This window comes from Trinickia sp. Y13 (genome assembly GCF_029522115.1).
In the GTDB taxonomy this organism is placed as follows: Bacteria; Pseudomonadota; Gammaproteobacteria; order Burkholderiales; family Burkholderiaceae; genus Trinickia.
Genome location: NZ_JAKWFK010000014.1, coordinates 1 through 22,618, shown reverse-complemented (window position 1 = coordinate 22,618; position 22,618 = coordinate 1). Strand labels below are relative to the sequence as shown.

The window sequence follows — 22,618 nt, the reverse complement described above, 5'->3', positions numbered from 1 at the left end:
GGCTTGTCAGCGATGCGCATCTCGACCTCGCAGTTCTACAACCAGAACATCCAGACGATGGATAACCAGGAGAGCCAGCTGGCGACGTATTACCAGCAGCTCTCGAGCGGCACAGCGCTGACGACGCCCGCGGACAATCCGCTGGCCGCCGCGCAAGCCGTGCAGTTGACGATGGTGTCGGCCACCTTCACGCAATACACGACGAACCAGAACGCGGCGCTTTCGTCGCTGCAGCTGGAGGACAAGACGCTCTCGAGCGTGACGAACACGATGCAGAGCATCAGCTCGGAGATCGTGCGCGCGGGCGACGGCAGCTTGAACGATTCGGACCGCGCCTCCATCGCCAAGGCGATTCAAGGCTACCGCGACCAGTTGATGACGCTTGCGAACACGAGCGATGGCGCGGGCAACTATGTGTTCTCGGGTTTTCAAGCGACGACGCAGCCGTTCACGAGTGCGGCGGGCGGCGGCGTGAACTATCACGGCGATAACGGCATCCGCGAAGCGCAAGTGGCCGACACGCGGCAGATCGCGACGAACGATAGCGGCTCGAACGTTTTCATGACGGTGCCTTCGGTCGGCACGTCGCCGGTTTCCGCGGGCAACGCGGCCAATACCGGTACCGGGACGATCGGGCGCGCCTCGATCACGAATCCGGCCATCGCCACGAACGGCGACAGTTACACGATCACGTTCGGCGGCACGGCGGCGGCCCCGACCTATACGGTGACGGACAACACGCTGGTGCCCCCCACGACGACGGCCGCCACGGCCTTCAGTGCGAACACCCCCATCCAGCTCGGCACGGGCATGCAGGTGTCGATCGCGGGTGCGCCGAACCCGGGCGACACGTTCTCGGTCACGCCCTCGACGGCGCCGCAGAACAGCAGCGTGTTCTCGACGATCGATTCGGTGATCGCGGCATTGCAACAGCCGGCCAGCAACAATCCGGCTGCGACGGCCACGCTCGCCAATGCATTGACGACGGGCTTGTCGGCGTTCCAAAACTCGCTGACGAACGTGGTGGTGGTGCAGGCGTCGGTGGGCGGGCGCGAGCAGGAATTGCAGGCGCTGCAAACGACGACGCAAACGAATTCGCTGCAAACGCAGAGCGACCTAGCGAATTTGACGGGCGTCGACATGGTGTCGGCGATCAGCAATTTTCAACTGACGCAGAACGCGCTGCAGGCGGCGCAGCAATCGTTCGTGAAGATTCAGGGGATGTCGCTGTTTCAGTACATCGGCGGTTGATCAGATTAGAGTTTGACGAAGCCACTCGCCCGCAAGGGCGAGCGATAAGGCCGAAGCCGCCTCATTGGGCTTCGGCCGTTTTTTTATCGTTGGCCTGAGAGGCGCGCCACCGAGCCGTCACCCATGCAGCGCCGCTGCGACGCGCCCCATTTCATCGACGCCCGCATTGATCAGCCGGGCAAAGAACGGAATCATATTCGGCAGCATCAGCATGAGCAGCAGCATGCCGACCATGAGCGTGACCGAGAAGCCGATTTGAAAGATGCCGATTTGCGGCGCGGCGCGGTTCAAAATGCCGAGCGAGAGGTTCGCGACGAGCAGCGCGACGACGACGGGCAGCGACAGCAGCAGCCCCGCCGAGAAGATCGCGCCGCCCCATTCGACGAGCGTGCGCATCCCTGGCGGTCCGTATACCGCAGCCGCGATCGGCACCGACTGAAACGAGCCGATCAGCGCCGAGATCATCTGCAGATGCCCGTTGAACGTGAGAAACGCGATCATCGCGATCATGTTCAAAAAGCTCGAGATGACCTGCGCCGATGCGTTCGAGCTCGGATCGAAAAACGTTGCGAAGCCGAGCCCCATCTGCAAGCCGACGAGCGTGCCCGCCATTTCCACGGCGGCGAACACGAGCTGCATCGCAAACCCGAGCGCCGCCCCGATCAAAAGCTGCATCACCAGGACCCATACGCCCGCGGCCGAGAAGACGGTCACCTGCGGCATAGGGGGGAGCGTCGGCGCAACGATGAGCGTAATGAACGCGGCCAGCCCGATCTTCACGCGCGCGGGCAAAGAAGCATGGCCGAGCACGGGCGCGGCCGCAACGAGTGCGGCTATGCGCGTAAACGGCCACAGGAACGCCGTGAGCCAGGCATTTAGTTGCGCGTAGGTGACGGTGAACATCGGCGCCGGTGTCCGGGTTCGGGTTCCGACGCGCTACCCCGCCATCGACGGAATGGCGGTCAGCGTTTCCCGCATGTAGTCGAGGATGATCGAAAGCATCCACGGCCCGGCTATCACGAGCGTGATGGTCACGGCCATCAGCTTCGGAATGAACGAGAGCGTGGCCTCGTTGATCTGCGTGGCGGCCTGAAAGAAGCTCACGAGCAAACCGACGACGAGCGAGACGATCAGCGGCGGCGCCGTGAGCAAGAGCGCGACGTACATCGCCCGGTGAGCGAGCGTCAGAACGGATTCGGGCGTCATGAGTGCAGTCCTCGTTGTTGCGCGCTCAGGAAAAGCTCTGAGCCAGCGAGCCGATGAGCAACTGCCAGCCGTCCACGAGCACGAACAGCATGAGCTTGAAAGGCAGCGAAATCGTCACCGGCGAGACCATCATCATCCCCATCGACATCAACACGCTCGCCACCACCATGTCGATGATGAGAAACGGAATGAAGATCGTGAAGCCGATTTGAAAGGCGGTCTTCAATTCGCTCGTGACGAATGCGGGCACGAGCAGCGGCAGCGGGACGTCTTCGGGGCCTTGAAGCGGCGGCGAATGGGAAATCTTGGCAAAAAGCGCCAGGTCGGACTCGCGCGTTTGCTTCAGCATGAATTGCTTGAACGGCGCCACGCCTCGCTGCACGGCCGTCTCCATCGGAATCGCGCCGTCCGAGAACGGCTTGTAGCCGTCCTCGTATGCCTTGTTCAGCACGGGCGACATCACGAACAGCGTGAGGAACAGCGCAAGCCCCACCAGCACTTGATTCGGCGGCGTCGTGCTCGTGCCGAGCGCTTGGCGCAGCAGCGACAGCACGATGATGATGCGCGTGAAGCTCGTCATCATGAGCACCATCGCCGGCAGGAACGAGAGCATCGTGAGCAGCAGCATCGTCTGCACGCTCAACGAGTAGGTCGTGCCGCCGCCAGGGCCGGGGCTCGTCGTGAAGGCCGGCAAGCCGGCCGGCGTTTGCGCCTGCGCGAGCTGCGGCAAAAGCGCGAAGATCAAAAGCGGAACTGCGGGCAATGCGGCGCGCGCGAGCCGCACGAGTGACGTGGACGACATTTACTTGCCTCCGCCCGTGGGCCGAGAAAAGCGCTTGCGCGCTTCGTCCCCGAGCGCCGCACGAAAGCGCGAGCCGAAGGTGCCGGGCAATGGCCCGGGCTCCGCATCGGATTGCCCGCCGCCGGAGGCGCCGGTTTCGCTCGCCGCCGGTGCGGGCATCGTATGGAGCAGGCGCACGTTGCCGGGCGCCGCGCCCACCACGAGCCAGGTATCGCCGATTTGCACCACGGCCACGCGTTCCTTGCCCCCGAGCGAGACGCCGCCGATGGTGCGCACGAGCTGGCCGCGCCCCGAAGGCTGCAAGCCGAAGCGGCGGGCGAGCCAGGCGCAAGCGAACACGAGGGCGATGACGATCGCCAAGCCGACCAGCGTCTGCAGCACGGCGCCCACGCCGATCGACGGCACGGCCGTGCCCGCGCCCACGCTCGATGCGATCTTCGCGGCGTTGTTGACCGCGTTCATATCGGCGGCCGCGGCCACGGGAGCGAACACCGCCGGTGCGGCCGCGACGAGCGCCGCGTATGCCGCTAGCTTTGCTGCCACGCGCCTCGGTTGCGACGCACGGTGCAGGAGAGATTTCATCAAGTTATCGATTGAGCTTTCGAATACGTTCGGCCGGCGTGATGATGTCGGTCAGCCGGATGCCGAACTTGTCGTTGACGACAACCACTTCACCCTGGGCGATCAAACAGCCGTTCACGAGCACATCCATCGGCTCGCCGGCCATCCCGTCGAGTTCGACGACCGAGCCCTGCGCAAGTTGCAACAAGTTTCGAATCGCAATTTTCGTGCGCCCCAGCTCGACCGTCATCTGGACCGGAATGTCCAGAATCATATCGATGTCGTTGCGCGTTGTCGTCGGTTCGACCTTCGACAGCGGCTGGAACACGCCGGCCGCGGCAGGCGCGGGCGTCTCGTTCGAATTTTGCTCGGCGAGGGCGGCGGCCCAATCGTCCAGGCTTGCCTCCTCGGCGGCCGCGCCGACGGCCTGCTTGGCGTTTTCCGCCGCGGCGGCGGCGAGCGCCGCGTCCAGATCGGCCGTGCCCTCGCCGGGCATCGCGTTCAGATCACTCATAATCCGTTTCCTTAATCGTGTTTTCCGCTGCGCTGATCATCTTTTGCACGCGCAACGCATATTGACCATTGAAGAGCCCGTAGCCGCATTCCATGACGGGCACGCCGTCGACCTTGGCCACGATGTTTTCGGGGATGTTGATCGGTAGCACGTCGCCCGCGCGCAGGTTCAAGATGTCCTCGAACGTGACCGGGATCTGGGCCAGATCGGCCGTGAGCTCCACTTCGGCCAACTGGACCTGCTTGGACAGCACGCGCACCCAGCGGCGATCGACTTCGAGCGCTTCGCCTTGGATCGGCGAGGTCAGCACGTCACGGATCGGCTCGATCATCGAATAGGGCATGCAGATGTGCAGCGTGCCGCCCGTCGGCCCGAATTCGATCGAGAACTGCGTGACGATGACGATTTCGTTCGGCGTCGCGACGTTCGCGAATTGCGTGTGCATTTCCGAGCGCATGAACTCGAACTGCAGCGGCCGCACGCTCTTCCATGCCGTCGTGTAATGGTCGAAGACGAGGTTGAGCAGCTTGCCGATGATGCGTTGCTCGGTGGCCGTGAAGTCGCGCCCTTCGACGCGCGTGTGAAACCGGCCGTCGCCGCCGAACAAGTTGTCGACGACGAAGAACACGAGGTTCGGATCGAACACGAACAACGAGGTGCCGCGCAGCGGCTTGACGTGGACCAAGTTCAGGTTCGTCGGAATCGGCAGATTGCGCGTGAATTCGCTGTACTTCAGTACTTTCACCGGACCGACCGAGATTTCGGCGGTGCGGCGCATGAAATTGAAAATGCCGAGGCGCAGCAGGCGCGCGAAGCGCTCGTTGATGATTTCGAGGCCGGGCATCCGGCCGCGAACGATCCGCTCCTGCGTCGCGATGTTGTACGGGCGAACGCCCGCCTTTTCGCCGTGATCGGCGTCGGCGTCGGATTCGCCGGTTACGCCCTTGAGGAGTGCATCGACTTCCTCTTGGGACATGAACTCTTCGTGGCCCATTGCTTTGCTCGTCCCTGTATTGCGGTTGATGAGTAGCGTCTTAGCGGATGCGTTGCGCTCGGCGGCATGCTCGCGTGAGCGGCATGGGCCGGGCGCTGCGTCCTACTGGACCACGAATTCCGTGAACAGCACGGCCTCGATATGCACGGGCGGTTCGCTCCCGTCGGTCGGCTTCTCGATCAGCGTCTTGAGCTCGTCCGCGAGCGCATGCTTGCCGTCGAGGGTCGACAGATCCTCGGGATGCTTATTGGACAGCGCAAGCAAGATGCGGCTGCGAATCTCGGGCATATGTTGCTGCAGCGCTTCCTGCGTCTTCTCGTTGGCGAGCTTGAGCGACAGGCCGACGCGCAGATAGTGCTGGCCATCGTCGGACAGCAGGTTCACCGTCATCGGATCGAGCGCGAAGAACACGGGCGGCGGAGGCGGCGGCGGGGGCGCCGGCTTGCTGCTCACGCCGTGCTTGAGCAAGAAGAAGTACATGCCTCCTGCGGCTGCGCCGGCAGCGAAGATCGCGATGAGAGCGATCAGCAAGATGCGTTTGAGCTTGCCCGATTTCGCGGGTACGTCGACGGTCTGCTGATTTGCGGTCGTGGATGCCATGACAATGCTTTGCGTAAGTGCGTTAGGGTGAATTGTTCGCTAAAGCGGGCATCGGCGATAAGCCGAAAAGAAGGGACAATCGACGCCATCTCGTTCGTTTAAGGCGCCGGCTCGGCGGCCGCACTGTGAGCGGGCAGCAAAAAGCAGGCCCCGATAGTCGGGGCCGAGGCGAGCCGATGGGGCTTTCTTGCGCAAGCGGCGAGCGCTCGAGTCGCCGGCGAGTCGCTTATTCCGATGTCGATCGAGCCGGGACGGCGAGGCGCTATGCGCCGTTAGCTAAACGTCAGCCTCAGCCCGGCATGAGTCTCAGTCCGGCATCGCCCAACCGAGCCTTAACCCCGTCGAGCGTCAACCCAGCATTAGGCGAACGTATCGACGAGCCCGACGGTGCGCCGCGTGCTGACCTTTACCGCGGAGATGGTGTCGTCCGCTTGGCCGCCGCTCGCTGCGCTGCCGCCCCCTCCCCCGCGCCGGCCCGAGCCGCCGCCTTGGTTGCCTGCCTGCTGCTGGTTGGCCTGACGCGCGAAGCCATCGCTCACGCTCGCGCTCCCGAGGCCCAGCCCGCCGGCCTCCAAGGCGTCGCGCAGCTTCGGTAGCGCGGCCTCCACGGCTTCGCGCACCTGTTGATGCTGGGAGACGAACAACGCATGCGCATGGTTGTCGGCCACTTGCAGGACGACCTGCAGCGGGCCGAGATCGGGCGGGTTCAGCGTCAGCTCGGCGCTTTGCTGGTGCGCGTTGGAAAGAAACACCACCTTCTGGCTCAGCGCATCTTCCCAATCGGGCGTGCCCACCGGCGGCGCCAGCGCAGCGGCCGCGGCCGCCATGTTGGGCGAGCCCGCCGCCGCGGCTGCTTGCGCCGCGGCGCTCGCCGCGCTCGCCGATGCCGTCTGCGTCGCGGCCAAGGCGGCGCGCGCCGCTTCCGCGTTGTCTTTGAGCGTGGCGATGGCTGCACCGGCATCTCCGCCGCCCGCGAGCGCTTGCGCCGTCGCTGCGGCCGCGCTGTCCGAGGACGCTGCCGCATTGGGCTGCGCCTTGGCCGCTTGCTCGGCCGCACTGTTCACGGCTGCCGCGGTCCCGTTCTTGCCGTCGCCCGTCAAGGCGGCGACGGCCTTGTAGCCTAGCGGCAACGAGCCTACGCCGTTGCCGAGGTTGCCGGTGCCCGATGCCGTTCCGGTATTGCCCAGCACTTGCGTACCGGATGCGCCCGCCGCGGCGCCCGCGCCTTGCATGCCCATCTGCGCCGCCAGCGCAGCTTCGATGGCCGCGCGCACCGTTTTCGGCGTCGAACCCGCCGCTTTGCCGGTTGCCCCCGTCGCGACGGCGCTGCCGCTCGTCGCGTCGGTGCCCGACGCGCTCGCGCCGTCGGTTGGCGCGTTGTTCGCGGCGGCTTGCGCTTGCTGCTGTTGTTGCTGCGCCGCTGCTTGCGCGGCGGCTGCCTGAGCCGCGGCATTGCCGGCGTCGGCGGCGCTTTGTCCCTGATTCGCGGCGTCGGCGCTCGACGATGCATCGCCGTGCTTCGCACCCGAGCTCGATTGCGACGAGGAAGCGCTCTCGCCCGCGGCCGGCTTGGACGATGCATCGCTGGCCGATTGCGTCGCGTTCGCGCCGCTATCGGCATCGCTATCGTTGCCGCTCGCAGCATGGACCCCGTTCGAGGCCGATTGCGCCGCGCCTGCGTCTTGCGGACCGTTGCCGGCAGCCGCGTCGCTGCGCGCGGCGCTGGGCTGCGCGGCTTGCTTTTGCGAGTGGACGGTCTGCTGCAGCGTCTGCGAGAACGACGTCGCCGCCGGTGCGCTCGCGGCCGGTCCAGCGCCGAGCGCCGTGCCCGTCACAGCTGAAGGAGACCCGATGATAGAAAAGGGCGACATGACTTTGCCTCAAAGTTCATCGACAGGGCGCAGCGCCATGCGCGCCGCCCGCCGATTCGATTCCGGTTAATTCAAATTTTGGTGACGCATGCGCAGCATCTTGGCGGCGTGCTCGTCCGCATCGCGCTGCTCGCGCCGCGCGACGACGCGCGCTTGTTCCGCCTCGCCGCGCGCTTGCAAGACTTCATACGAGCCAAGCTTCTGTTTTTGGCGCTGCCACTCGGGCTTGGCGGCTTCGACGCGCGCGGCGGCCGTTGCGAGCAAGCGGCGCTGTTGTTCGATCGCCGCGTCGAGCGTATCGATGAACGCCTGGAAGTTGCGCCAGTTGCCCGCGGGCATGCCCGACTGCGCCGAAGCCGAGAAGTTCGCGTGATACTCGTCGCGATAGCGCACCAGCGATTCCAACTGCGCTTCGATGTCCGCACGTTCGCGCTGCGCGCGACCAAGCTGCTTGGCCGCCGCGTCGACGTCGTTTTGTGCGAGATCGATCAGCGTTTTGATTGGAAAATGCTTTGCCATCGCTTAGAACTCCTCATTCGAATAACGCATCGAGCATATTGAGGCTTGGTGCGAAAGGTGCACATTCGCGAAAGCCCTGTTGCAAGAATGCTTCGATGCGTGGATACAGCGCGATCGCCCGGTCGAGCAGCGCATCGCGCCCGCTCGAATAGGCCCCGACGTTGATCAGGTCGCGATTGCGCTGATAACGGGACAGCATCTGCTTGAAGAGCCGCACGCGCTCCAGATGCTTCTCGTCGATGAGCGCCGTCATCGCCCGGCTGATCGAGGCTTCGATGTCGATCGCCGGATAATGGCCGGCTTCGGCGAGCGTGCGCGACAGCACGATATGGCCGTCGAGAATCGCGCGCGCCGAATCGGCGATGGGGTCTTGCTGGTCATCGCCTTCGGTCAACACGGTATAGAAGGCCGTGATCGAGCCGCCGCCTTCGGGGCCGTTGCCCGTGCGCTCCACCAGCGCGGGCAGCTTGGCGAACACCGATGGCGGGTAGCCTTTGGTCGCGGGCGGCTCGCCGATCGCCAGCGCGATCTCGCGCTGCGCCATTGCATAGCGCGTGAGCGAATCCATCAGCAGCAGCACGTGCTTGCCCTGGTCGCGGAAGTACTCGGCGAGCGAGGTCGCGTAGGCCGCGCCTTGCATCCGCATCAACGGCGACACGTCGGCCGGGGCGGCCACGACGACCGAACGGGCCAGCCCGTCTTCGCCGAGGATCTGTTCGATGAATTCCTTCACTTCGCGGCCGCGCTCGCCGATGAGGCCGATCACGATCACTTCGGCGCTCGTGTAGCGCGCCATGGTGCCGAGCAACACCGATTTACCGACGCCCGAGCCCGCGAACAAGCCCATGCGCTGGCCGCGCCCCACCGTGAGCAGGGCATTGATCGCGCGCACGCCGACGTCGAGCACCTCGTGAATGGGCTCGCGCTGCAGCGGGTTGATCGAGGGCGCCGACAGCGGCGCGTCGGCGCCGGTGTCCAGCGGCCCGAGGTCATCGAGCGGACGGCCCGACGAGTCGACGACGCGTCCCAGCATGCCCCAGCCCACCGGCAGGCGCTTCGCGCCCGCGAGCGGATCGGCGAGGGGCGCGCTTTCGCGCGGATAGACGCGCGCGCCGGGCAACAGGCCCGCGACTTCGGTCGTGGGCATCAAGAAGAGACGATCGCCGGCAAAACCGACCACTTCGGCCTCGGCCATCGGCAGCGTGCTGCCGGGCGGCATTTCGATCATGCATTCGGCGCCCACGGCGAGCCGCATGCCGATCGCCTCGAGCACGAGCCCGGCTGCGCGGGTGAGGCGTCCGCAGGCCGAGAGCGGGCGCGCGAGCGCACTGCGTTCGCGCAACGCATTCAAACGGCTGCGCCAGGCGCCCAGATGGGGATTGCTCGCGAGCGCGGGGTCGGGCGCGAAGGCGGCGCGCGAGGCGCTCGCGGGCGGCTGAGCGCCGTGCGGGCGGTGAGCTGCATGAGCTGTATGAGCGCCTGTGGCGTGCTTGAGGGCGGATGCAGGCGCAGACGTAGGCGCAGACGTAGGCTCGGACGCAAGTTTGTCGTCCGGCGCCTCCTGCGGGTGCGCATCCATATCGGCGTCATACGTGTCGCCCGGCGTCTCGCGTTCCGCCAAAGCGATATCGTCGCTTGCCGCCGGGTCCAGCGCACGGCGCGCTTCGGGCAGCGCCTCGGGGCTGAACGACGCCAGCGCGAGTTCGACCTCGAGCGGCGACAGGCCGCTCGCGCGCAGCGATTCCACGGTGACTTCGGTCACCATTGGCTCACCTTGCCGAGGGCGGCCACCACGCGCTGCCAGCGCGTGCCGACGGTGGCGTCGATCTCGCCGGTGGCCGCTTGCGCACGGCAGCCGCCGCGCTCGACCGCCGGGTCGGTGCGCACGTTCCAGCCGAGCGTTTCGAGTTCGTCTTTCAGATAGGCTTCCACGATCGGCAAGTCGGCCGGATTGACGATCAATTGCGGGGCGCCGGCGAGCGCGGGCTCGGCCGCGAGAATGTCTCTGGCTGCCGCCACCAGCGCGGCCGGATCGTGCGCGACGTGCTGGCGCACGACCTGCTGCGCGATGTCGAGCGCGAGAGCGACGAGCGACTCGGCCATCTCGGTCTGCACGCCCTCGAGGGCGGCCTTGAACTCGTCGGCCAGGCCCGCCAGGCGCGCCGCTTCGGCATGCGCTTCTTGGCGGCCTTTTTCCAGCCCTTGGGCATGGCCCTGGTCGAAGCCGGCCTGATAGCCAATGGCCTGACCGGCCACATGACCCGACGCGAGCCCCTGCTGGTGCGCCGCTTGGCGAATGCGTTGGATTTCCTGCGCGAGCTTGTTCTCGCGGACCGGATCGGGGGGAGGGGGCGGGTCGAACGAAGCCATCTCCCAGCGCTGGTACGCCGAGATGGGCTTCTTGTCCGAGCGGCCCGAATCAGACATATGCATCTTCCGCCTTTCCGCCAATGACGATCTGACCGCTCTCGGCCAGGTTGCGCACGATCTGCAGGATGCGGCGCTGCTGCGTTTCGACTTCCGAGACCCGCACCGGACCGCGTGCGTCGAGGTCTTCGGCCAGCAGCTCGGCCGCGCGCTGCGACATGTTCGAGAGGAACTTCTGACGCAGTGCGGGCGGCGCGCCCTTGAGCGAAATGATGAGCGCCTCGGACTCGACTTCCTTGAGCAACAGCTGAATCGCGCGGTCTTCGAGGTCGAGCAGGTTCTCGAACACGAACATTTGGTCGATGATCTTTTGCGCAAGGTCAGCGTCGTACTGACGCACGCTTTCGAGAATCGACTCCTCGTGCATGCTCGGCATGAAGTTCAGGATCTCGGCAGCCGTCCTGATGCCGCCCATCGGGCTGCGCTTGAGGTTGTCGCTGCCCGAGAGCAGGCCCGTGAGCACATCGTCGAGCTCGCGCAGCGCGGCCGGCTGAATCCCGTCCAGCGTGGCGATACGCAGCAGCACGTCGTTGCGCAGCCGGTCCGTGAAGCAGGCGGCGATTTCCGAGGCCTGATCGCGATCCAAGTGAACGAGGATCGTCGCGATGATCTGCGGGTGCTCGTTCTTGATGAGCTCGGCCACGGCGGGCGAATCCATCCACTTCAGCCCTTCGATGCCGCTCGTATCGCTGCCCTGCAAGATGCGATCGATCAGCACGCCGGCCTTGTCTTCGCCAAGCGCCTTGGTCAGCACCGAGCGAATGTAGTCGTTCGAATCGAGCGACATCGCCGTGTGCTGCTCGGCTTCCTTGACGAAGTCTTGCAGCACGTGCTCGACCTGCTCGCGCGTGACGTTCTTGAGCGAGGCCATGGCGGCGCCGATCTTCTGCACTTCGCGCGGTGCGAGAAATTTAAACACTTCAGCGGCTTCTTCTTCGCCGATCGACATCAGCAGAAGCGCGCTCTTCGTGACCCCTTCAGCGCTCATCGGACACCCAATTCTTGACAACCGTCGCTACGATCTTCGGATCCTTGCGCGCGATGGTCCGCGCGTAATCGAGGTTCCGTTCGAACTTGTGCTTCTCGTTCTCGAAGGCGAGCAGGTTTTGCTCCATGTCGCTGTCGAGTTCCATTGCCGTCGTGATCGGCGTCGGCGAGCCGCCGTCGAGCAACACCGGCTCGCCGGGACCGTCCAGCGCACCCGCGATGCCCGCGCCCTCGGCCGCGGCTTGGCCTTCGAGCTGCGGCGGGAACGCGCGCCGCATCGCGGGCTTGACCATCATCAGGTAGAGCACCAGCGCCACGATGGCGATGCCGATCCATTTCGCCGCTTGGATCGCGAGCGAGATGATCTCGGGCTGCTTCCACCACGGCAGATTCGCGAGCGGATCGGTTTCGGTCGAGAAGGTCGCATTGACGATGTTGACCGAGTCGCCGCGCTTGGCGTCGTAGCCCATCGCGTCCTTCACGAGCTGGTTCACCTGCGCGAGCTTTTCCGGCGTGAGCGGCTGCATCGTCGCGTGGCCCTTGGCGTCGACCACGCGCTGATAGTTGATGACCACGGCCGCGGACATGCGCTTGATGCCGCCCTTGGCTTGTGCGACATGGCTCACGCGCTTGTCGAGCTCGTAGTTCGTCGTCGCGTCCTTGCGCTCGCTGATCGGCGTCGGGGCCGCGCCCGTGGCGCTCGCACCGCTTGCGGCGACGAGCGGCGCCGAAGCCGGCTGCGGCGGCGAATTGGACAGCGCGCCCGGCACGCCCGAGGCGCCGCCTTGCGTCATGTCGGTCGCCTGGCTCGTTTGCTGGCTGCGGATCGCCGCCTGCTGCGGGTTGCCATTCGGGCCGTAGGTCTCGGCCGTCTGCTCCACTTGCGAGAAATCGATGTCAGCGCTCACTTGCGAATGCGCGTTGCCGGCGCCGAACAGCGGGGCCAGGATCGCGTCGATGCGCTGCTGCGTGTTGCGCTCGACTTGTTGCACGTACTTGAGTTGGGCGGCGTCGAGGCCGTTGCCCGAGGCGGCCTGCGTGAGCAGGTTGCCGTCCTGGTCGACGATCGTGACGTTCTTCACGGGCAGATCGCTGACGCTGGACGCGACCATATGCGTGATCGCCGAAACTTGCCCTTCGTCGAGCATGCGGCCGGGATACAGATTGACGAGCACGGACGCCGTCGGCGCTTCGCGCTCGCGCACGAACACGGACGGCTTCGGGATGGCCAAATGCACGCGCGCCTGGCGCACGACCGAGATCGATTGGATCGTGCGTTCGAGCTCGCCCTCGAGCGCCCGTTGGTAGTTGACTTGTTCGGCGAACTGGCTGATGCCGAACTTTTCGTTGTCCATCAGTTCCATGCCGACCGAGCCGCTTTTGGGCAAGCCTAGCGAAGCGAGCTTGAGCCGAGTTTCGTTGACTTGGTCGGACGGCACGAGGATGGCCGAGCCTCCTTCGGAGAATTTGTAGGGCACGTTCGCTTGCTGCAGTGCGGCAATGATGCCGCCGCCGTCCTGATCGGACAGATTGCTATACAGCACACGATAGTCGGGCGTGCGGCTCCACAGCACGAGGGCGGTGACCACGGCGATCAGCACGGCCACGGCGACGATGAGCGGCGCGCGCGGATTGCCGCGCATCTGCGAGAGCGACGACAAGCGCTGGGCGAAACCGGCGCCTAGCTCGGCGCCGCCGGCCGCGCCCACGCCGCCTTGCAAGGCGCCTGCCGCGGCTGCGCCTGGCTGGGCGCTCGCGAGGCCCATGCGGGCGTCGGGGTTGATCAAAGAATTAGCCTGCGAATCCATGCGTCGGGGTTCTCCGGGATGCGGGGGTGTCGGGCCGGGGCGCCGGCGGCTTCGAAGCCTGCCGGCAAAGGCGAGACACTTTCACGATGGGGATTATCCATGGCGGGTCGCAACTGAATCAGTCGAATAGAAGCGGGTTTTCCCCCTAGTTTCACGGGTTTGGCGGCAAGCCCGCTGCTATGCTCACTCTCCGTGATGGGTCGGTGCGTCGCAGGTTCGTGCGGCGTCTGCCTTTCGTCCCTTTTTTGGATTTGGAGAGACCATGACCGTGCCAGTCAATCCGCTCACATCCGCGCTGCAACAGATGCAGGCGATGGCCACCGAGGCGGCCGGCGAGTCGAAAGCGGCCGCGCTCGGCGAACAATCGGGCGCGGCCACGGCCGGCAGCTTCGCTACTGCGCTCAAGAGCTCGCTCGACAAGATCAGCGACGATCAGAACAAAGCCGTCGGGGAGTCGCAGGCTTTCGAACTGGGTTCGCCGAACGTATCGCTCAGCGACGTGATGGTGGATATGCAGAAGGCGAACATCGGGCTGCAGTTCGGCTTGCAAGTTCGCAATAAGCTCGTCGCGGCCTACAACGACATCATGCAGATGTCGATTTAAGGGTGCAGGCTGCGGCGGCCCCGGCAGCGGGAGGCTAAAGCTTTGCTCCCGCGCATCCGATAACCGCGATATGAGCCGCGCACGGTGCTCGTCGATCAAGCACCGCGGGCGCAGTACCGGATAGACACGACCAACAAGGAGAAGCGCCGATGTTTTCCCAAGGACACGCTGGAGCGGGCGCCTATGCGCGCGTCGGCGTCGAGACAGGGGTGATGGGCGCCAATCCGCATCGATTGATCCTCATGCTGTACCAAGGCGCGCGCAAAGCCATTGCACAGGCGCGCATGCATTTGCAGCAGGGCAACATCGGCCCGCGCGGCGAGGCCATCAGTAAAGCCATCGGGATCATCGGCAGCGGCTTGCAGGCATCGCTGAACAAGGAGATCGGAGGGGATCTCGCCCTTCGGCTCGACTCGCTTTATAGCTACATGACGCGGCGCTTGCTGGAGGCGAACATCGCTCAAAGCGAGGCGATGTTGATTGAAGTGGACGGCTTGCTCGCGACGCTCGAGGAAGCTTGGATCGCGATCGGTCCGGAAGCCGAGCGGCTTCTGGCGCAGCAGGGGACGGCGGGCGCGCAGCGATGAATTCGAAAGCAGATTACTTTGCCCGCTATGAAGCCATTGCGGCGGTGTCGCAGCGCATGCTGTCCGCCGCGCGCCGTGCGCTCTGGGCCGAACTGACGGATTTGCAGGAAGAGTACCGCATGCTCGTCGACAAGCTGCTCGAGGTCGATGTCGAGGTGTCGCTCGACGAGCACGACCGGCTTCGCAAGTACGATTTGATTCGCCAGATCTTGGCCGACGACGCCGCGATTCGCGACCTCGTCAACCCGAGCATGGCGCGCCTCTCCGCTTTTTTTTCGGCGCGCCGCCCGGCCCACGTGCTCAAGGAGCTGTTCGGCGCGCGTTGAGCGTCCGGGCAACTCCGCCCTATTTCCCGATTCGCGGCGCATCGTCCGCGTAACGAAGGCAGGTCCGAACGACGGCGCAAGGATGCGGCATGACTGGAATCGACTCTGCCCTCGCCTCGATGCTCGCGAGCCGCATCGACAGCCTGCTCGATAGCGTCGGCGCGGGCTCGCGCGCGAGTCCCGCTCAGTCCGGCGCGACCGGCCTCACGGTCGATACGCCGGCTTCCGCGGACGCGGCCGCCGCGCTCGGCGACGCGTCCCCGCCCGCTTCCGCGCAAGCGATCCTTTCCGAGGTCGCGCTGACTCTGGACGCCATTTCGCGTTTCGGCGGCGAGGCCACGCCCGCGCTTATCGGCGAGGCGCCGATCTGGCCCGCGCCGCCCGCGATCGACACCTCCGCGGCCAAAGAAGGGCTATTCACCGCCAATGGCGGCGCAGCCTCGCCCGCGGGCGGCGCGGCTTCCTCGGCATCTTCCGCCTTCGCCTCCTCTGCCTCGTCTGCTTCCGGTCAGACGGGCGCGGCCACCGGCGCGACTGGCGTTGGCGCGGCGGCGACGGCAATGCCGGTCGACGCGCTCGCGGCGGCGCTCGAACAGACGGTGAACGAATCGGGTTTGTTCTACGAATCGCACTTGGCACAGTGGCTGAGCGGCGACTATTCGGCCGAAGCCCTTGCGCGCGAGCCGCAAACGCGCCTAGCCGCGCAGGCGCTGCAACTGCCGCTCGATTGGGGCGATGGGACGGCCGATTCTTCGGCCGCGCTCGCTTCGGCATGGGCGGGCGCCGGCACCGGCACCGGCGATCCGGCTGCTGCCGGGTGGGCGCTGCACGCTTTGCCTCCGCAGTTGTCGTTGCCGTGGTTCGGGGCGAAGGCCCAGGCGAGCGGCGCCCCGTATTCGAACGGCGCGGCCGGCGATCATGCTTGGCGCGGCGCGTCTGCCGGGTCAATGGACGACGCAGGCTTGGGCGGTGCGCGCTCGCCGGGGCTTGCGCCCGATCTGCGCGCCTCGATCGCGGCTTCGCTCCATCCGGCGACGATTCCGCTCGTGCGCCAGCAGCTCGACTTGCTCGCCACTCAGCAGTTTCGCTGGACCGGCGAGGTGTGGCCGGGCGCGAAGCTCGACTGGACGATCGAGCCCGAGCGCGAGCGCCAGCCCCGCTCGGGCGATGCGCCGGACGGCGAATCACAGCAAACCTGGCGCACCCGCGTGACGCTTGCGTTGCCGACGCTCGGCACGGTCGACGCAGATCTCGTGCTGACGGGCGCGCAGCTCGTCGTGCGCGTGCAGGCAAGCCCTGGCGGGGCGGCGCGGCTGTCATCGGGCGGGGCGGCGTTCGGGCGCCGGCTGCAGGCGGCGGGGATCGAGCTGGCGGGACTGCAGATTCGCGAGATTGGCGGCGCAGCGCCGGCGGCGGCAGGCAGCGCCTCGACGGCCACCTCGGCCTATGCGCGGGCCGCGGCGGACGCACAGGCGCGCGAGACGACGGATGACGTTTCGGATGTTGAAGTCCGCGAGGGCGCACTGGGGGCGAGCGAGCGCGGCCCGGCCGATGCCGCGGCCAAGCGTGGGGGCGTTGCTTCCCCGATCGATCGCTTGTTCGACGACCCGTTCGAATGGAGCGGAGCATGAGCCGCCGCGAGCGACGCAAGAGCGCGGCCGCGCTCGCGTACGACGCGAAGGGCGGCGACAATGCCCCGCGCGTGATCGCGAAGGGCTACGGGCTCGTTGCGGAAATGATCATTCAGCGTGCGCAGGAGGCCGGGCTTTACGTCCATCGAGCCCCGGAAATGGTGTCGCTGTTGATGCAGGTCGATCTGGATTCGCGCATTCCCCCCGAGCTTTACCAGGCCGTGGCCGAACTGCTGGCTTGGCTGTATCGGCTCGAGAGCGGGGTGGCCGATGAAGAGGCCGGCGGCGAAAGTGTATCGGCGGAGGCATCGTCGAATACGGGTGAGACCGAAGCGCCGCTGGCAGGGCGCTACGACTATCCGCGGCTACCGACTTGAAGCGCTGGAAACCACTGCAGGCGACGCGACAGTCTCGCGAACGGCGTAGGGAAGCGCGGGCTAGGAATCCTTCTATTCCATACAGACCCCGATCTCTGTTTCGCAGGTCAAGCGGTCCAAGAATTCGAGCATGAATGCATGCCGCTTCTCTGCAATCTGGCGCGCAGGTGCCGTATTCATTCGGCTGCACAAGAGGAGTAATTTCTCGTGGAAATGATTGACGGTCGTACCGTTTTTTTGCCTGTACTCATCGAAAGACAAATGTAGCTGTGGTTTGATTTCGGCGCTCATCATCGGCTGCTTCATGGCGCCGCCGAACGCGAACGCACGAGCGATTCCGATTGCGCCAATTGCATCGAGGCGGTCGGCGTCCTGCACGCATTGGGCCTCAAGGGACAGTGGTGCCCCGGTGGGAGAAAGCGCCCCGCGGAACGGGATATCGAGAATGATTTGTGCGACCGTGTCCGCTATCGTCCGCGATTGGGTATTGGCCTCGATCCAAAGTCTTGCCTTGTCAGGCCCGGCCGTCTCGCTACCCCCGTTCAACTTGTAATCAGAGATGTCGTGAAATAGCGCGGCGAGTTCCACAATGGTCGCGTTGGCGCCACACTCGCTCGCTATTCGTTTCGCCAATTTCCAAACGCGCTCAACGTGCAGATAATCATGGCCGGTGTAATCCTCGGGCATTTCTGTCTGAACGTACAGGCGTGCAGCTTTGATGATTTCGTCATGCGTATTCAACATATCGTCCACTCCGTTCATCTACGAATTTTGATAGCCACATTTCAGCGGCCAGATGTTTTACGCTCGCTTTGTTTTCGTGAATGCCAATGTTTTCATCGGCGTGAGGCTCAATGAGTTTACTGATGCTCAAAATAATCTCTGCATGAACGATGGATATGATGGGGCCAATGATCGATCCGCAGACCTTAGCAGTCATGCCGACAAGATGGATCCCTGGCGTTCTGATCGGCGCCAAAGACCATCGCTCAGTAAGTGCTACGGGTCGATGATATTTAACCTAGAGCGGGCTGGGCGTTTTGCGGCTAATTATCGGACGGAAGGAAATACCAACAACGGACGAGTTACTGCGGAGGAACGAGGTTCTGCGAAGTTGCAGGGCAAGTTCGTACAGCGTCGCGCCCATCGTGGCGTGAGGCAACGTTGCAAATTAGTTGCTGACGCGGCGCCCGCGGCATTGAAACTCGCCCCCCGCGCTATGCCCCGCAGGCCGCGCGCTCCCTCGCAGCCACGGTTCCTTCCACCCGCAGCATCGCAGGCAACGCGATACCGTTTTTCGCCGCCGTGACTTCGGCCAGAATCGAAATGGCGATCTCCGGGGGCGTGCGGCTGCCGATATAGATGCCGACCGGGCCGTGCAGCCGCGCCAAGTCGGCGTCGGTCAAATCGAATTCCCGCAGCCGTTCCCGCCGTGCCGCGTTGTTGCGCCGGGAGCCGAGCGCGCCGACATAGAACGCCGGCGTCTTCAGCGCCTCGATCAAGGCCAGATCGTCGAGTTTCGGATCGTGTGTCAGCGCAATGATGGCCGAGCGGCCATCGGGCCTCATCTGCGTCACGGCGTCGTCGGGCATCGCGCTCACGAGTTCGGTGCCGGGCACGTGCCACTCATGCGCGTACTCTTCGCGCGGGTCGCATACCGTGACGCGGTAATCGAGGTCCACCGCCATCGAAGCCAGATAGCTCGACAGTTGCCCCGCGCCGATCACGAGCATGCGGTAGCGCGGCCCGTGGATCGTTACCAATTTTTCGCCGTCGAATCGAACGCCATCGGCTGCGGGGGCCGGCGCGAGCCGCGCGACGCCCGTGCCCATCTCGAGCGTGCGCGAGACTAGCGCATCCTCGCTTAACGCTTCGCACAGCGCGTCGACGCCGCTCGCTTGCGTCAACGGTTCGAGCACGAGTTCGAGCGTGCCGCCGCACGGCAAGCCGAAGCGGTGCGCCTCGTCTGCCGACACCCCGTAGCGCGCGACGCTCGGCCGCGAAAGGTCGATCTCGCCGCGGCGAACGCGCTCGATCAGATCGTCCTCGATACATCCCCCCGACACCGACCCGACGAGCAGGCCGTCGCCGCGAAGTGCCAGCATGGCGCCGGCAGGTCTGGGCGACGAACCCCAGGTGCGCACCACCGTGGCCAGCACGACGCGCTCGCCGTCGGCCAGCCAGCGCCTGCTCGTATTCAGGACCTCGAGGTCCATGCCTTCCACGATTTACCCCCTTTGCCGGAAGGCGCCGACTCGAGGACCGCTGCGTGTTGCAGCGACGGCTCCGCCGGCTGGGGCGCGTCGTTGGGTAGCGCCAAATCGCGGGCCGTGATTTGCGCCGCGAAACGCTTGAAGAATTCGTCCGCGACTTTGCGCACGGCCTCATGCGCCGGCCTGTTGCCGTCCACGTGCAGCGCTTGCGAGCGCGCCGTATAGAGCAGGGTGCTCGATGCGTCGCCGTCCGCTTCGAGCCGCAAGCGAGCGCCTGGGGCGCCACCGTTGGCCGCGCCCGCCGGCGCGTCGAGCTCGAACACCAGGGTGCGCGACTGCGGCCCGCCCACTTCCGCCACGCGAATGCGCCCCTTAAATCGCGCTGCAACCCCCTCGGCGGTAAAGTTCATGGCCAGGAAAAAGCCGTTTTCGCCGTCTGCTTGGATGTCTTCGCACCCGGGAATCGACGCCCGCAGAATCGCGGCATCGGTGAGCGCTTCCCATGCCCGCTGTGGCGGCACCGGCAGCGTGTAGCTTTCCGTCAATTCCATTCGCATTGCTCCTCCTGTTAGAGGGAAGGACCGACGCCCGCTCGCGTCGGAGCGCTCGCGGGCGGGTCGGATCTTTCATTATGTACTCTGCAAAGGCGGTGAGTTCCTCTCGTTTCACGTCGATGATGGCGCTCGGGTATGTTCGCAAGCCTGGAATCGGCGTGAAGAGGCGCCAGCAAGGCGCGTGCATAGAAAAACGGCATCGCGGCCGAAGCCGGCGATGCCGTCGAGGATGCGTCCCGTGCGGTCACGCCCTCGCAGGGCGTAGCGGCATGCGGCTCAGTGCTTGCCGTGGGCGAGCGCCGAATGCCGGCGGGAGTAGCCGAAGTAGACGACGAGCCCGATCGCGAGCCAAGCGAGGAAGGCGGCCCACGTGATCCACTGCAGGTTGGCCATGAGGAAAACGCAGGCGGCCACCGCGGCCAACGGCACGACGGGCACCCCGGGGCAGCGGAACGCGCGCGGCAAGCCGGGGTGGGTACGGCGCAGGATGAGCACGGCGATCGACACCATCGAGAAGGCGGCCAGCGTGCCGATGTTGATCAGTTCGGCCAGTACGTTCAGCGGCACGAGTGCGCCGATGAGACCGAAAAAGAGGCCGACGATCCAGGTGGTCGTAAACGGCGTGGCAAAACGCGGATGCACGCGTGAGAGCGCTTGGGGCAGCAACCCGTCGCGCGACATGGCGAAGATGATCCGCGTCTGGCCGTAGCTCATGACGAGAATGACGGTCAACATGCCCAGCACGGCGCCCAGATCGATGAAACCGGCCACCCAGTTTTCCCCGGCCACTTGCAATGCGTAGGACACCGGGTGGGAAATTTCCGCGAAACGAGGTGAGGGCACGATGCCGGTCACGACCGCGGCCACCGCCACATAGAGCACCGCGCAGACCGCCAGCGAGGCAATGATGCCGATCGGCAGATCGCGCTTGGGATCTTTGACCTCCTCGGCAGCCGACGAAACCGAATCGAAGCCGATGAAGGCGAAGAACATCACGGCAGCGGCGCCGAACACGCCGTGCCAGCCGTTCGGCATGAACGGATGCCAGTTGACCGGCTTGACGTGGAACACGCCGACCGCGATCACCGCGAGCACGACCGCGACCTTGATGGCGACCATCGCGTTATTGACGCGCGTCGACTCCCGCACCCCCACTGACAGCAGCGTCGTAATGGCCATCACCACGAGGAAAGCCGGCAAGTTGAAAAGCGTCGTGGCCCCTTCGACGGCGCCAGGTGCAGCCGTCAGCGCCATCGGCAGCTTCAGCCCTATGCCCGCGAGCAACGATTGCAGGTAACCGGACCAGCCCACCGCGACAGCCGAGGTGGCCAGCCCGTACTCGAGCATCAAATCCCAGCCGATGATCCAGGCCGCCATCTCGCCGAGCGTCGCGTACGAGTAGGTGTAGATGGAACCGGCGACCGGAATCGTCGAGGCGAATTCCGCATACGCGAGGCCCGCCAGCGCGCATGCCACGGCCGCGATGACGAATGCGATCATCAACGCTGGACCCGCCTGCACGGCCCCCGTGCCAGTCAGAACGAAAATCCCGGTGCCGATGATGGCGCCGATGCCAAGAAAGGTGAGATCGAGCGCGCCGAGCGCTTTCTTCAGGCCCGTGCGCTGGGCACTGGCGATCATCTGCTCGACGTTTTTCTTGCGAAATAGGGACATGGGGCGAGGGTCTCGTGGCGGACGCACCGAACTGGTGCGATTTTGCGTACGGAAAAACCCTAGATTCTAGCCGATACGGCCTTTGAAGCCCGCTGTGGTGTAAGGAATCAGAAATGTCTTAGCGCGCAGCGCGGCGCCCGCCCGTCGCTGCGAGGGGCGAGGAGCGCGCCTTAGCCTGTCATCGCAGGATTCAGGTCGACTAGACGGTTGCTCATCACATAGAACGTGAGTTCCGCGTTGTTGCGCAGCTTCATCTTCTCGAGCAAGCGGGCGCGGTAGACGCTGACGGTTTTCACCGAAAGCGAGAGCGCGTGTGCGATGTCGGTCAACCGCTTGCCCGAGGCCAGCATGCACAACGTCTGATATTCGCGGTCGGACAGTTTTTCATGCGGCAACTGGTCGCTGTCGAACGAGACGTAATCGGCCAGCGCTTCGGCCAGCGCCGGGCTGACGTATTTGCGTCCCCCGGCTACTTGCCGAATCGCCTCGATCATTTGGGCGGCCGTGACCGTCTTGGACAGGTACCCGGCCGCGCCGGCCTTGAGCGAGCGCACCGCGTACTGGTCCTCCCGGTACATCGAAAACATCATGACGGGCGCGCTCGGCGCGCGGCGCTTGACGCGCTTGAGCAGTTCGATGCCGTTCATATCGGGCAGCGAGATGTCGAGCAGGACGATGTCGAACGGCTCGCCGTCCAAGCTCGCCAGCGCTTGCGCCCCGCTTTCCGCTTCCACGACTTCTCGGACCACCCCATGATTGAGCAACAACTGGCGAACACCCTGACGGACGATGGCATGGTCGTCGACGAGCAGCATCCTGAGCGTCATCGGCGTTGCCTCGCGCGCGTGGCGCGGTTCGAGCGGTCGCGGGCGTCGTCCGTGGCGTCGTGGGCGATTGCCGCCCATACGAAATGCGCGCGGACGGTGGTGCCCGGCTGAGCCGCGCCCGCCGGGTCCGTTGCGGGCCAAGCGCCGTGCCATGGCGCCGCCGGCGACTCGTCGCGCAGCCGCGAGGCGATGCGAAGCGCCCCGCCGAACGCCTCGCAGCGCGCGCGCATGCCGGGCAATCCGAAGCCGCGCGCGGCGGCGGAGCTCGGCGCGCCGGCGCGACGC

General features: G+C 65.4%; 25 protein-coding genes and 1 pseudogene. 6 read left to right on the top strand and 20 right to left on the bottom strand.

Annotation, left to right across the window (positions count from 1 at the left end):
* Nucleotides 1–12 precede the first annotated feature (12 nt).
* Nucleotides 13–1,251 (top strand): flagellar hook-associated protein FlgL, encoded by a 1,239-nt coding sequence (gene flgL, locus MMB74_RS21575; RefSeq protein WP_277430697.1) that lies wholly within the window; start codon nt 13–15, stop codon nt 1,249–1,251.
* Between the two features lie 117 nt (nt 1,252–1,368).
* Here the strand turns inward: flgL and fliR are convergent, their stop codons facing one another.
* The 13 genes from fliR to fliF form a co-directional block, all read right to left on the bottom strand.
* Nucleotides 1,369–2,154: a flagellar biosynthetic protein FliR gene (gene fliR, locus MMB74_RS21570; RefSeq protein WP_277430696.1), complete on the bottom strand. Its 786-nt coding sequence runs from the start codon at nt 2,152–2,154 to the stop codon at nt 1,369–1,371.
* A gap of 33 nt (nt 2,155–2,187) precedes the next feature.
* Nucleotides 2,188–2,457 carry a flagellar biosynthesis protein FliQ gene (gene fliQ, locus MMB74_RS21565; protein WP_277430695.1) on the bottom strand — a complete coding sequence of 90 codons (270 nt, stop codon included), beginning with the start codon at nt 2,455–2,457 and terminating at the stop codon, nt 2,188–2,190.
* 25 nt (nt 2,458–2,482) lie between these two features.
* Nucleotides 2,483–3,259 (bottom strand): flagellar type III secretion system pore protein FliP, encoded by a 777-nt coding sequence (gene fliP, locus MMB74_RS21560; protein WP_277430694.1) that lies wholly within the window; start codon nt 3,257–3,259, stop codon nt 2,483–2,485.
* Complete coding sequence (gene fliO, locus MMB74_RS21555; RefSeq protein ID WP_277430693.1) at nt 3,260–3,841, bottom strand: flagellar biosynthetic protein FliO; 582 nt, start codon at nt 3,839–3,841, stop codon at nt 3,260–3,262.
* A 4-nt stretch (nt 3,842–3,845) separates the two neighbouring features.
* Nucleotides 3,846–4,334, bottom strand: a complete 489-nt coding sequence (gene fliN / locus MMB74_RS21550) for a flagellar motor switch protein FliN (protein ID WP_277430692.1) — start codon at nt 4,332–4,334, stop codon at nt 3,846–3,848.
* A complete protein-coding gene (gene fliM, locus MMB74_RS21545; RefSeq protein ID WP_277430691.1) occupies nt 4,327–5,328 on the bottom strand; it encodes a flagellar motor switch protein FliM in 1,002 nt (333 codons plus the stop codon). Before fliM ends, fliN begins: the two co-directional genes overlap by 8 nt.
* A gap of 102 nt (nt 5,329–5,430) precedes the next feature.
* On the bottom strand, nt 5,431–5,928 hold the full coding sequence (fliL, locus tag MMB74_RS21540) for a flagellar basal body-associated protein FliL (RefSeq protein WP_277430690.1): 498 nt from the start codon (nt 5,926–5,928) through the stop codon (nt 5,431–5,433).
* A gap of 359 nt (nt 5,929–6,287) precedes the next feature.
* Nucleotides 6,288–7,799: a flagellar hook-length control protein FliK gene (locus MMB74_RS21535; RefSeq protein WP_277430689.1), complete on the bottom strand. Its 1,512-nt coding sequence runs from the start codon at nt 7,797–7,799 to the stop codon at nt 6,288–6,290.
* Nucleotides 7,800–7,865: 66 nt separating this feature from the next.
* A complete protein-coding gene (gene fliJ, locus MMB74_RS21530) occupies nt 7,866–8,318 on the bottom strand; it encodes a flagellar export protein FliJ (protein ID WP_277430688.1) in 453 nt (150 codons plus the stop codon).
* 13 nt (nt 8,319–8,331) lie between these two features.
* Nucleotides 8,332–10,083 (bottom strand): flagellar protein export ATPase FliI, encoded by a 1,752-nt coding sequence (gene fliI, locus MMB74_RS21525; RefSeq protein WP_277430687.1) that lies wholly within the window; start codon nt 10,081–10,083, stop codon nt 8,332–8,334.
* The gene (gene fliH / locus MMB74_RS21520) at nt 10,077–10,745 is read right to left on the bottom strand and encodes a flagellar assembly protein FliH (RefSeq protein ID WP_277430686.1); all 669 of its coding nucleotides are present in this window, start codon (nt 10,743–10,745) and stop codon (nt 10,077–10,079) included. The genes fliI and fliH overlap by 7 nt, the downstream gene beginning before the upstream one ends.
* Entirely contained in the window at nt 10,738–11,733 is a 996-nt protein-coding gene (gene fliG, locus MMB74_RS21515) for a flagellar motor switch protein FliG (protein ID WP_102611508.1), read from the bottom strand. Before fliG ends, fliH begins: the two co-directional genes overlap by 8 nt.
* Entirely contained in the window at nt 11,723–13,540 is a 1,818-nt protein-coding gene (fliF, locus tag MMB74_RS21510; protein ID WP_277430685.1) for a flagellar basal-body MS-ring/collar protein FliF, read from the bottom strand. Before fliF ends, fliG begins: the two co-directional genes overlap by 11 nt.
* Before the next feature lie 262 nt (nt 13,541–13,802).
* Here fliF and fliE point away from each other — a divergent pair, with 262 nt between their 5' ends.
* From fliE to MMB74_RS21485, 5 genes are all read left to right on the top strand, one after another.
* Nucleotides 13,803–14,144 (top strand): flagellar hook-basal body complex protein FliE, encoded by a 342-nt coding sequence (fliE, locus tag MMB74_RS21505; protein ID WP_277430684.1) that lies wholly within the window; start codon nt 13,803–13,805, stop codon nt 14,142–14,144.
* A 149-nt stretch (nt 14,145–14,293) separates the two neighbouring features.
* Nucleotides 14,294–14,731: a flagellar export chaperone FliS gene (gene fliS, locus MMB74_RS21500; RefSeq protein WP_277430683.1), complete on the top strand. Its 438-nt coding sequence runs from the start codon at nt 14,294–14,296 to the stop codon at nt 14,729–14,731.
* Nucleotides 14,728–15,057: a flagellar protein FliT gene (locus MMB74_RS21495; protein WP_277430682.1), complete on the top strand. Its 330-nt coding sequence runs from the start codon at nt 14,728–14,730 to the stop codon at nt 15,055–15,057. Before fliS ends, MMB74_RS21495 begins: the two co-directional genes overlap by 4 nt.
* Nucleotides 15,058–15,146: 89 nt before the next feature.
* Nucleotides 15,147–16,688, top strand: coding sequence for a flagellar hook-length control protein FliK (locus tag MMB74_RS21490; protein WP_277430681.1), 1,542 nt, complete (start codon nt 15,147–15,149; stop codon nt 16,686–16,688).
* Nucleotides 16,685–17,065, top strand: coding sequence for an EscU/YscU/HrcU family type III secretion system export apparatus switch protein (locus tag MMB74_RS21485; protein ID WP_277430680.1), 381 nt, complete (start codon nt 16,685–16,687; stop codon nt 17,063–17,065). The genes MMB74_RS21490 and MMB74_RS21485 overlap by 4 nt, the downstream gene beginning before the upstream one ends.
* Before the next feature lie 72 nt (nt 17,066–17,137).
* Here MMB74_RS21485 and MMB74_RS21480 read toward each other — a convergent pair whose 3' ends face one another.
* From MMB74_RS21480 to MMB74_RS21450, 7 genes and pseudogenes are all read right to left on the bottom strand, one after another.
* Entirely contained in the window at nt 17,138–17,809 is a 672-nt protein-coding gene (locus tag MMB74_RS21480; RefSeq protein WP_277430679.1) for an HD domain-containing protein, read from the bottom strand.
* Nucleotides 17,793–18,005 carry a hypothetical protein gene (locus MMB74_RS21475; RefSeq protein ID WP_277430678.1) on the bottom strand — a complete coding sequence of 71 codons (213 nt, stop codon included), beginning with the start codon at nt 18,003–18,005 and terminating at the stop codon, nt 17,793–17,795. The genes MMB74_RS21480 and MMB74_RS21475 overlap by 17 nt, the downstream gene beginning before the upstream one ends.
* Nucleotides 18,006–18,282: 277 nt before the next feature.
* A complete protein-coding gene (locus MMB74_RS21470) occupies nt 18,283–19,290 on the bottom strand; it encodes an XdhC family protein (protein ID WP_277430677.1) in 1,008 nt (335 codons plus the stop codon).
* Nucleotides 19,263–19,829: an SRPBCC domain-containing protein gene (locus MMB74_RS21465; protein ID WP_277430676.1), complete on the bottom strand. Its 567-nt coding sequence runs from the start codon at nt 19,827–19,829 to the stop codon at nt 19,263–19,265. The genes MMB74_RS21470 and MMB74_RS21465 overlap by 28 nt, the downstream gene beginning before the upstream one ends.
* A 279-nt stretch (nt 19,830–20,108) precedes the next feature.
* Nucleotides 20,109–21,506: an amino acid permease gene (locus MMB74_RS21460; RefSeq protein ID WP_277430675.1), complete on the bottom strand. Its 1,398-nt coding sequence runs from the start codon at nt 21,504–21,506 to the stop codon at nt 20,109–20,111.
* 170 nt (nt 21,507–21,676) lie between these two features.
* Nucleotides 21,677–22,333 (bottom strand): response regulator transcription factor RqpR, encoded by a 657-nt coding sequence (gene rqpR / locus MMB74_RS21455; RefSeq protein ID WP_277430674.1) that lies wholly within the window; start codon nt 22,331–22,333, stop codon nt 21,677–21,679.
* Nucleotides 22,330–22,618: pseudogene (locus MMB74_RS21450) on the bottom strand (hypothetical protein); the annotation flags it as partial. The pseudogene MMB74_RS21450 and the gene rqpR, both read right to left, overlap by 4 nt.

Coding starts and splice junctions, on each gene's coding strand:
- fliS (WP_277430683.1), top strand. CDS start 14,294: ATGTTTTCCCAAGGACACGCTGGAGCGGGCGCCTATGCGCGCGTCGGC.
- fliJ (WP_277430688.1), bottom strand. CDS start 8,318: ATGGCAAAGCATTTTCCAATCAAAACGCTGATCGATCTCGCACAAAAC.
- fliO (WP_277430693.1), bottom strand. CDS start 3,841: ATGAAATCTCTCCTGCACCGTGCGTCGCAACCGAGGCGCGTGGCAGCA.
- fliR (WP_277430696.1), bottom strand. CDS start 2,154: ATGTTCACCGTCACCTACGCGCAACTAAATGCCTGGCTCACGGCGTTC.
- fliH (WP_277430686.1), bottom strand. CDS start 10,745: ATGTCTGATTCGGGCCGCTCGGACAAGAAGCCCATCTCGGCGTACCAG.
- MMB74_RS21460 (WP_277430675.1), bottom strand. CDS start 21,506: ATGTCCCTATTTCGCAAGAAAAACGTCGAGCAGATGATCGCCAGTGCC.
- fliF (WP_277430685.1), bottom strand. CDS start 13,540: ATGGATTCGCAGGCTAATTCTTTGATCAACCCCGACGCCCGCATGGGC.
- MMB74_RS21490 (WP_277430681.1), top strand. CDS start 15,147: ATGACTGGAATCGACTCTGCCCTCGCCTCGATGCTCGCGAGCCGCATC.
- fliG (WP_102611508.1), bottom strand. CDS start 11,733: ATGAGCGCTGAAGGGGTCACGAAGAGCGCGCTTCTGCTGATGTCGATC.
- fliE (WP_277430684.1), top strand. CDS start 13,803: ATGACCGTGCCAGTCAATCCGCTCACATCCGCGCTGCAACAGATGCAG.
- rqpR (WP_277430674.1), bottom strand. CDS start 22,333: ATGACGCTCAGGATGCTGCTCGTCGACGACCATGCCATCGTCCGTCAG.
- fliM (WP_277430691.1), bottom strand. CDS start 5,328: ATGGGCCACGAAGAGTTCATGTCCCAAGAGGAAGTCGATGCACTCCTC.
- flgL (WP_277430697.1), top strand. CDS start 13: ATGCGCATCTCGACCTCGCAGTTCTACAACCAGAACATCCAGACGATG.
- MMB74_RS21465 (WP_277430676.1), bottom strand. CDS start 19,829: ATGGAATTGACGGAAAGCTACACGCTGCCGGTGCCGCCACAGCGGGCA.
- MMB74_RS21495 (WP_277430682.1), top strand. CDS start 14,728: ATGAATTCGAAAGCAGATTACTTTGCCCGCTATGAAGCCATTGCGGCG.
- MMB74_RS21535 (WP_277430689.1), bottom strand. CDS start 7,799: ATGTCGCCCTTTTCTATCATCGGGTCTCCTTCAGCTGTGACGGGCACG.
- fliN (WP_277430692.1), bottom strand. CDS start 4,334: ATGAGTGATCTGAACGCGATGCCCGGCGAGGGCACGGCCGATCTGGAC.
- MMB74_RS21485 (WP_277430680.1), top strand. CDS start 16,685: ATGAGCCGCCGCGAGCGACGCAAGAGCGCGGCCGCGCTCGCGTACGAC.
- fliI (WP_277430687.1), bottom strand. CDS start 10,083: ATGGTGACCGAAGTCACCGTGGAATCGCTGCGCGCGAGCGGCCTGTCG.
- fliQ (WP_277430695.1), bottom strand. CDS start 2,457: ATGACGCCCGAATCCGTTCTGACGCTCGCTCACCGGGCGATGTACGTC.
- fliL (WP_277430690.1), bottom strand. CDS start 5,928: ATGGCATCCACGACCGCAAATCAGCAGACCGTCGACGTACCCGCGAAA.
- MMB74_RS21475 (WP_277430678.1), bottom strand. CDS start 18,005: ATGACTGCTAAGGTCTGCGGATCGATCATTGGCCCCATCATATCCATC.
- fliP (WP_277430694.1), bottom strand. CDS start 3,259: ATGTCGTCCACGTCACTCGTGCGGCTCGCGCGCGCCGCATTGCCCGCA.
- MMB74_RS21480 (WP_277430679.1), bottom strand. CDS start 17,809: ATGTTGAATACGCATGACGAAATCATCAAAGCTGCACGCCTGTACGTT.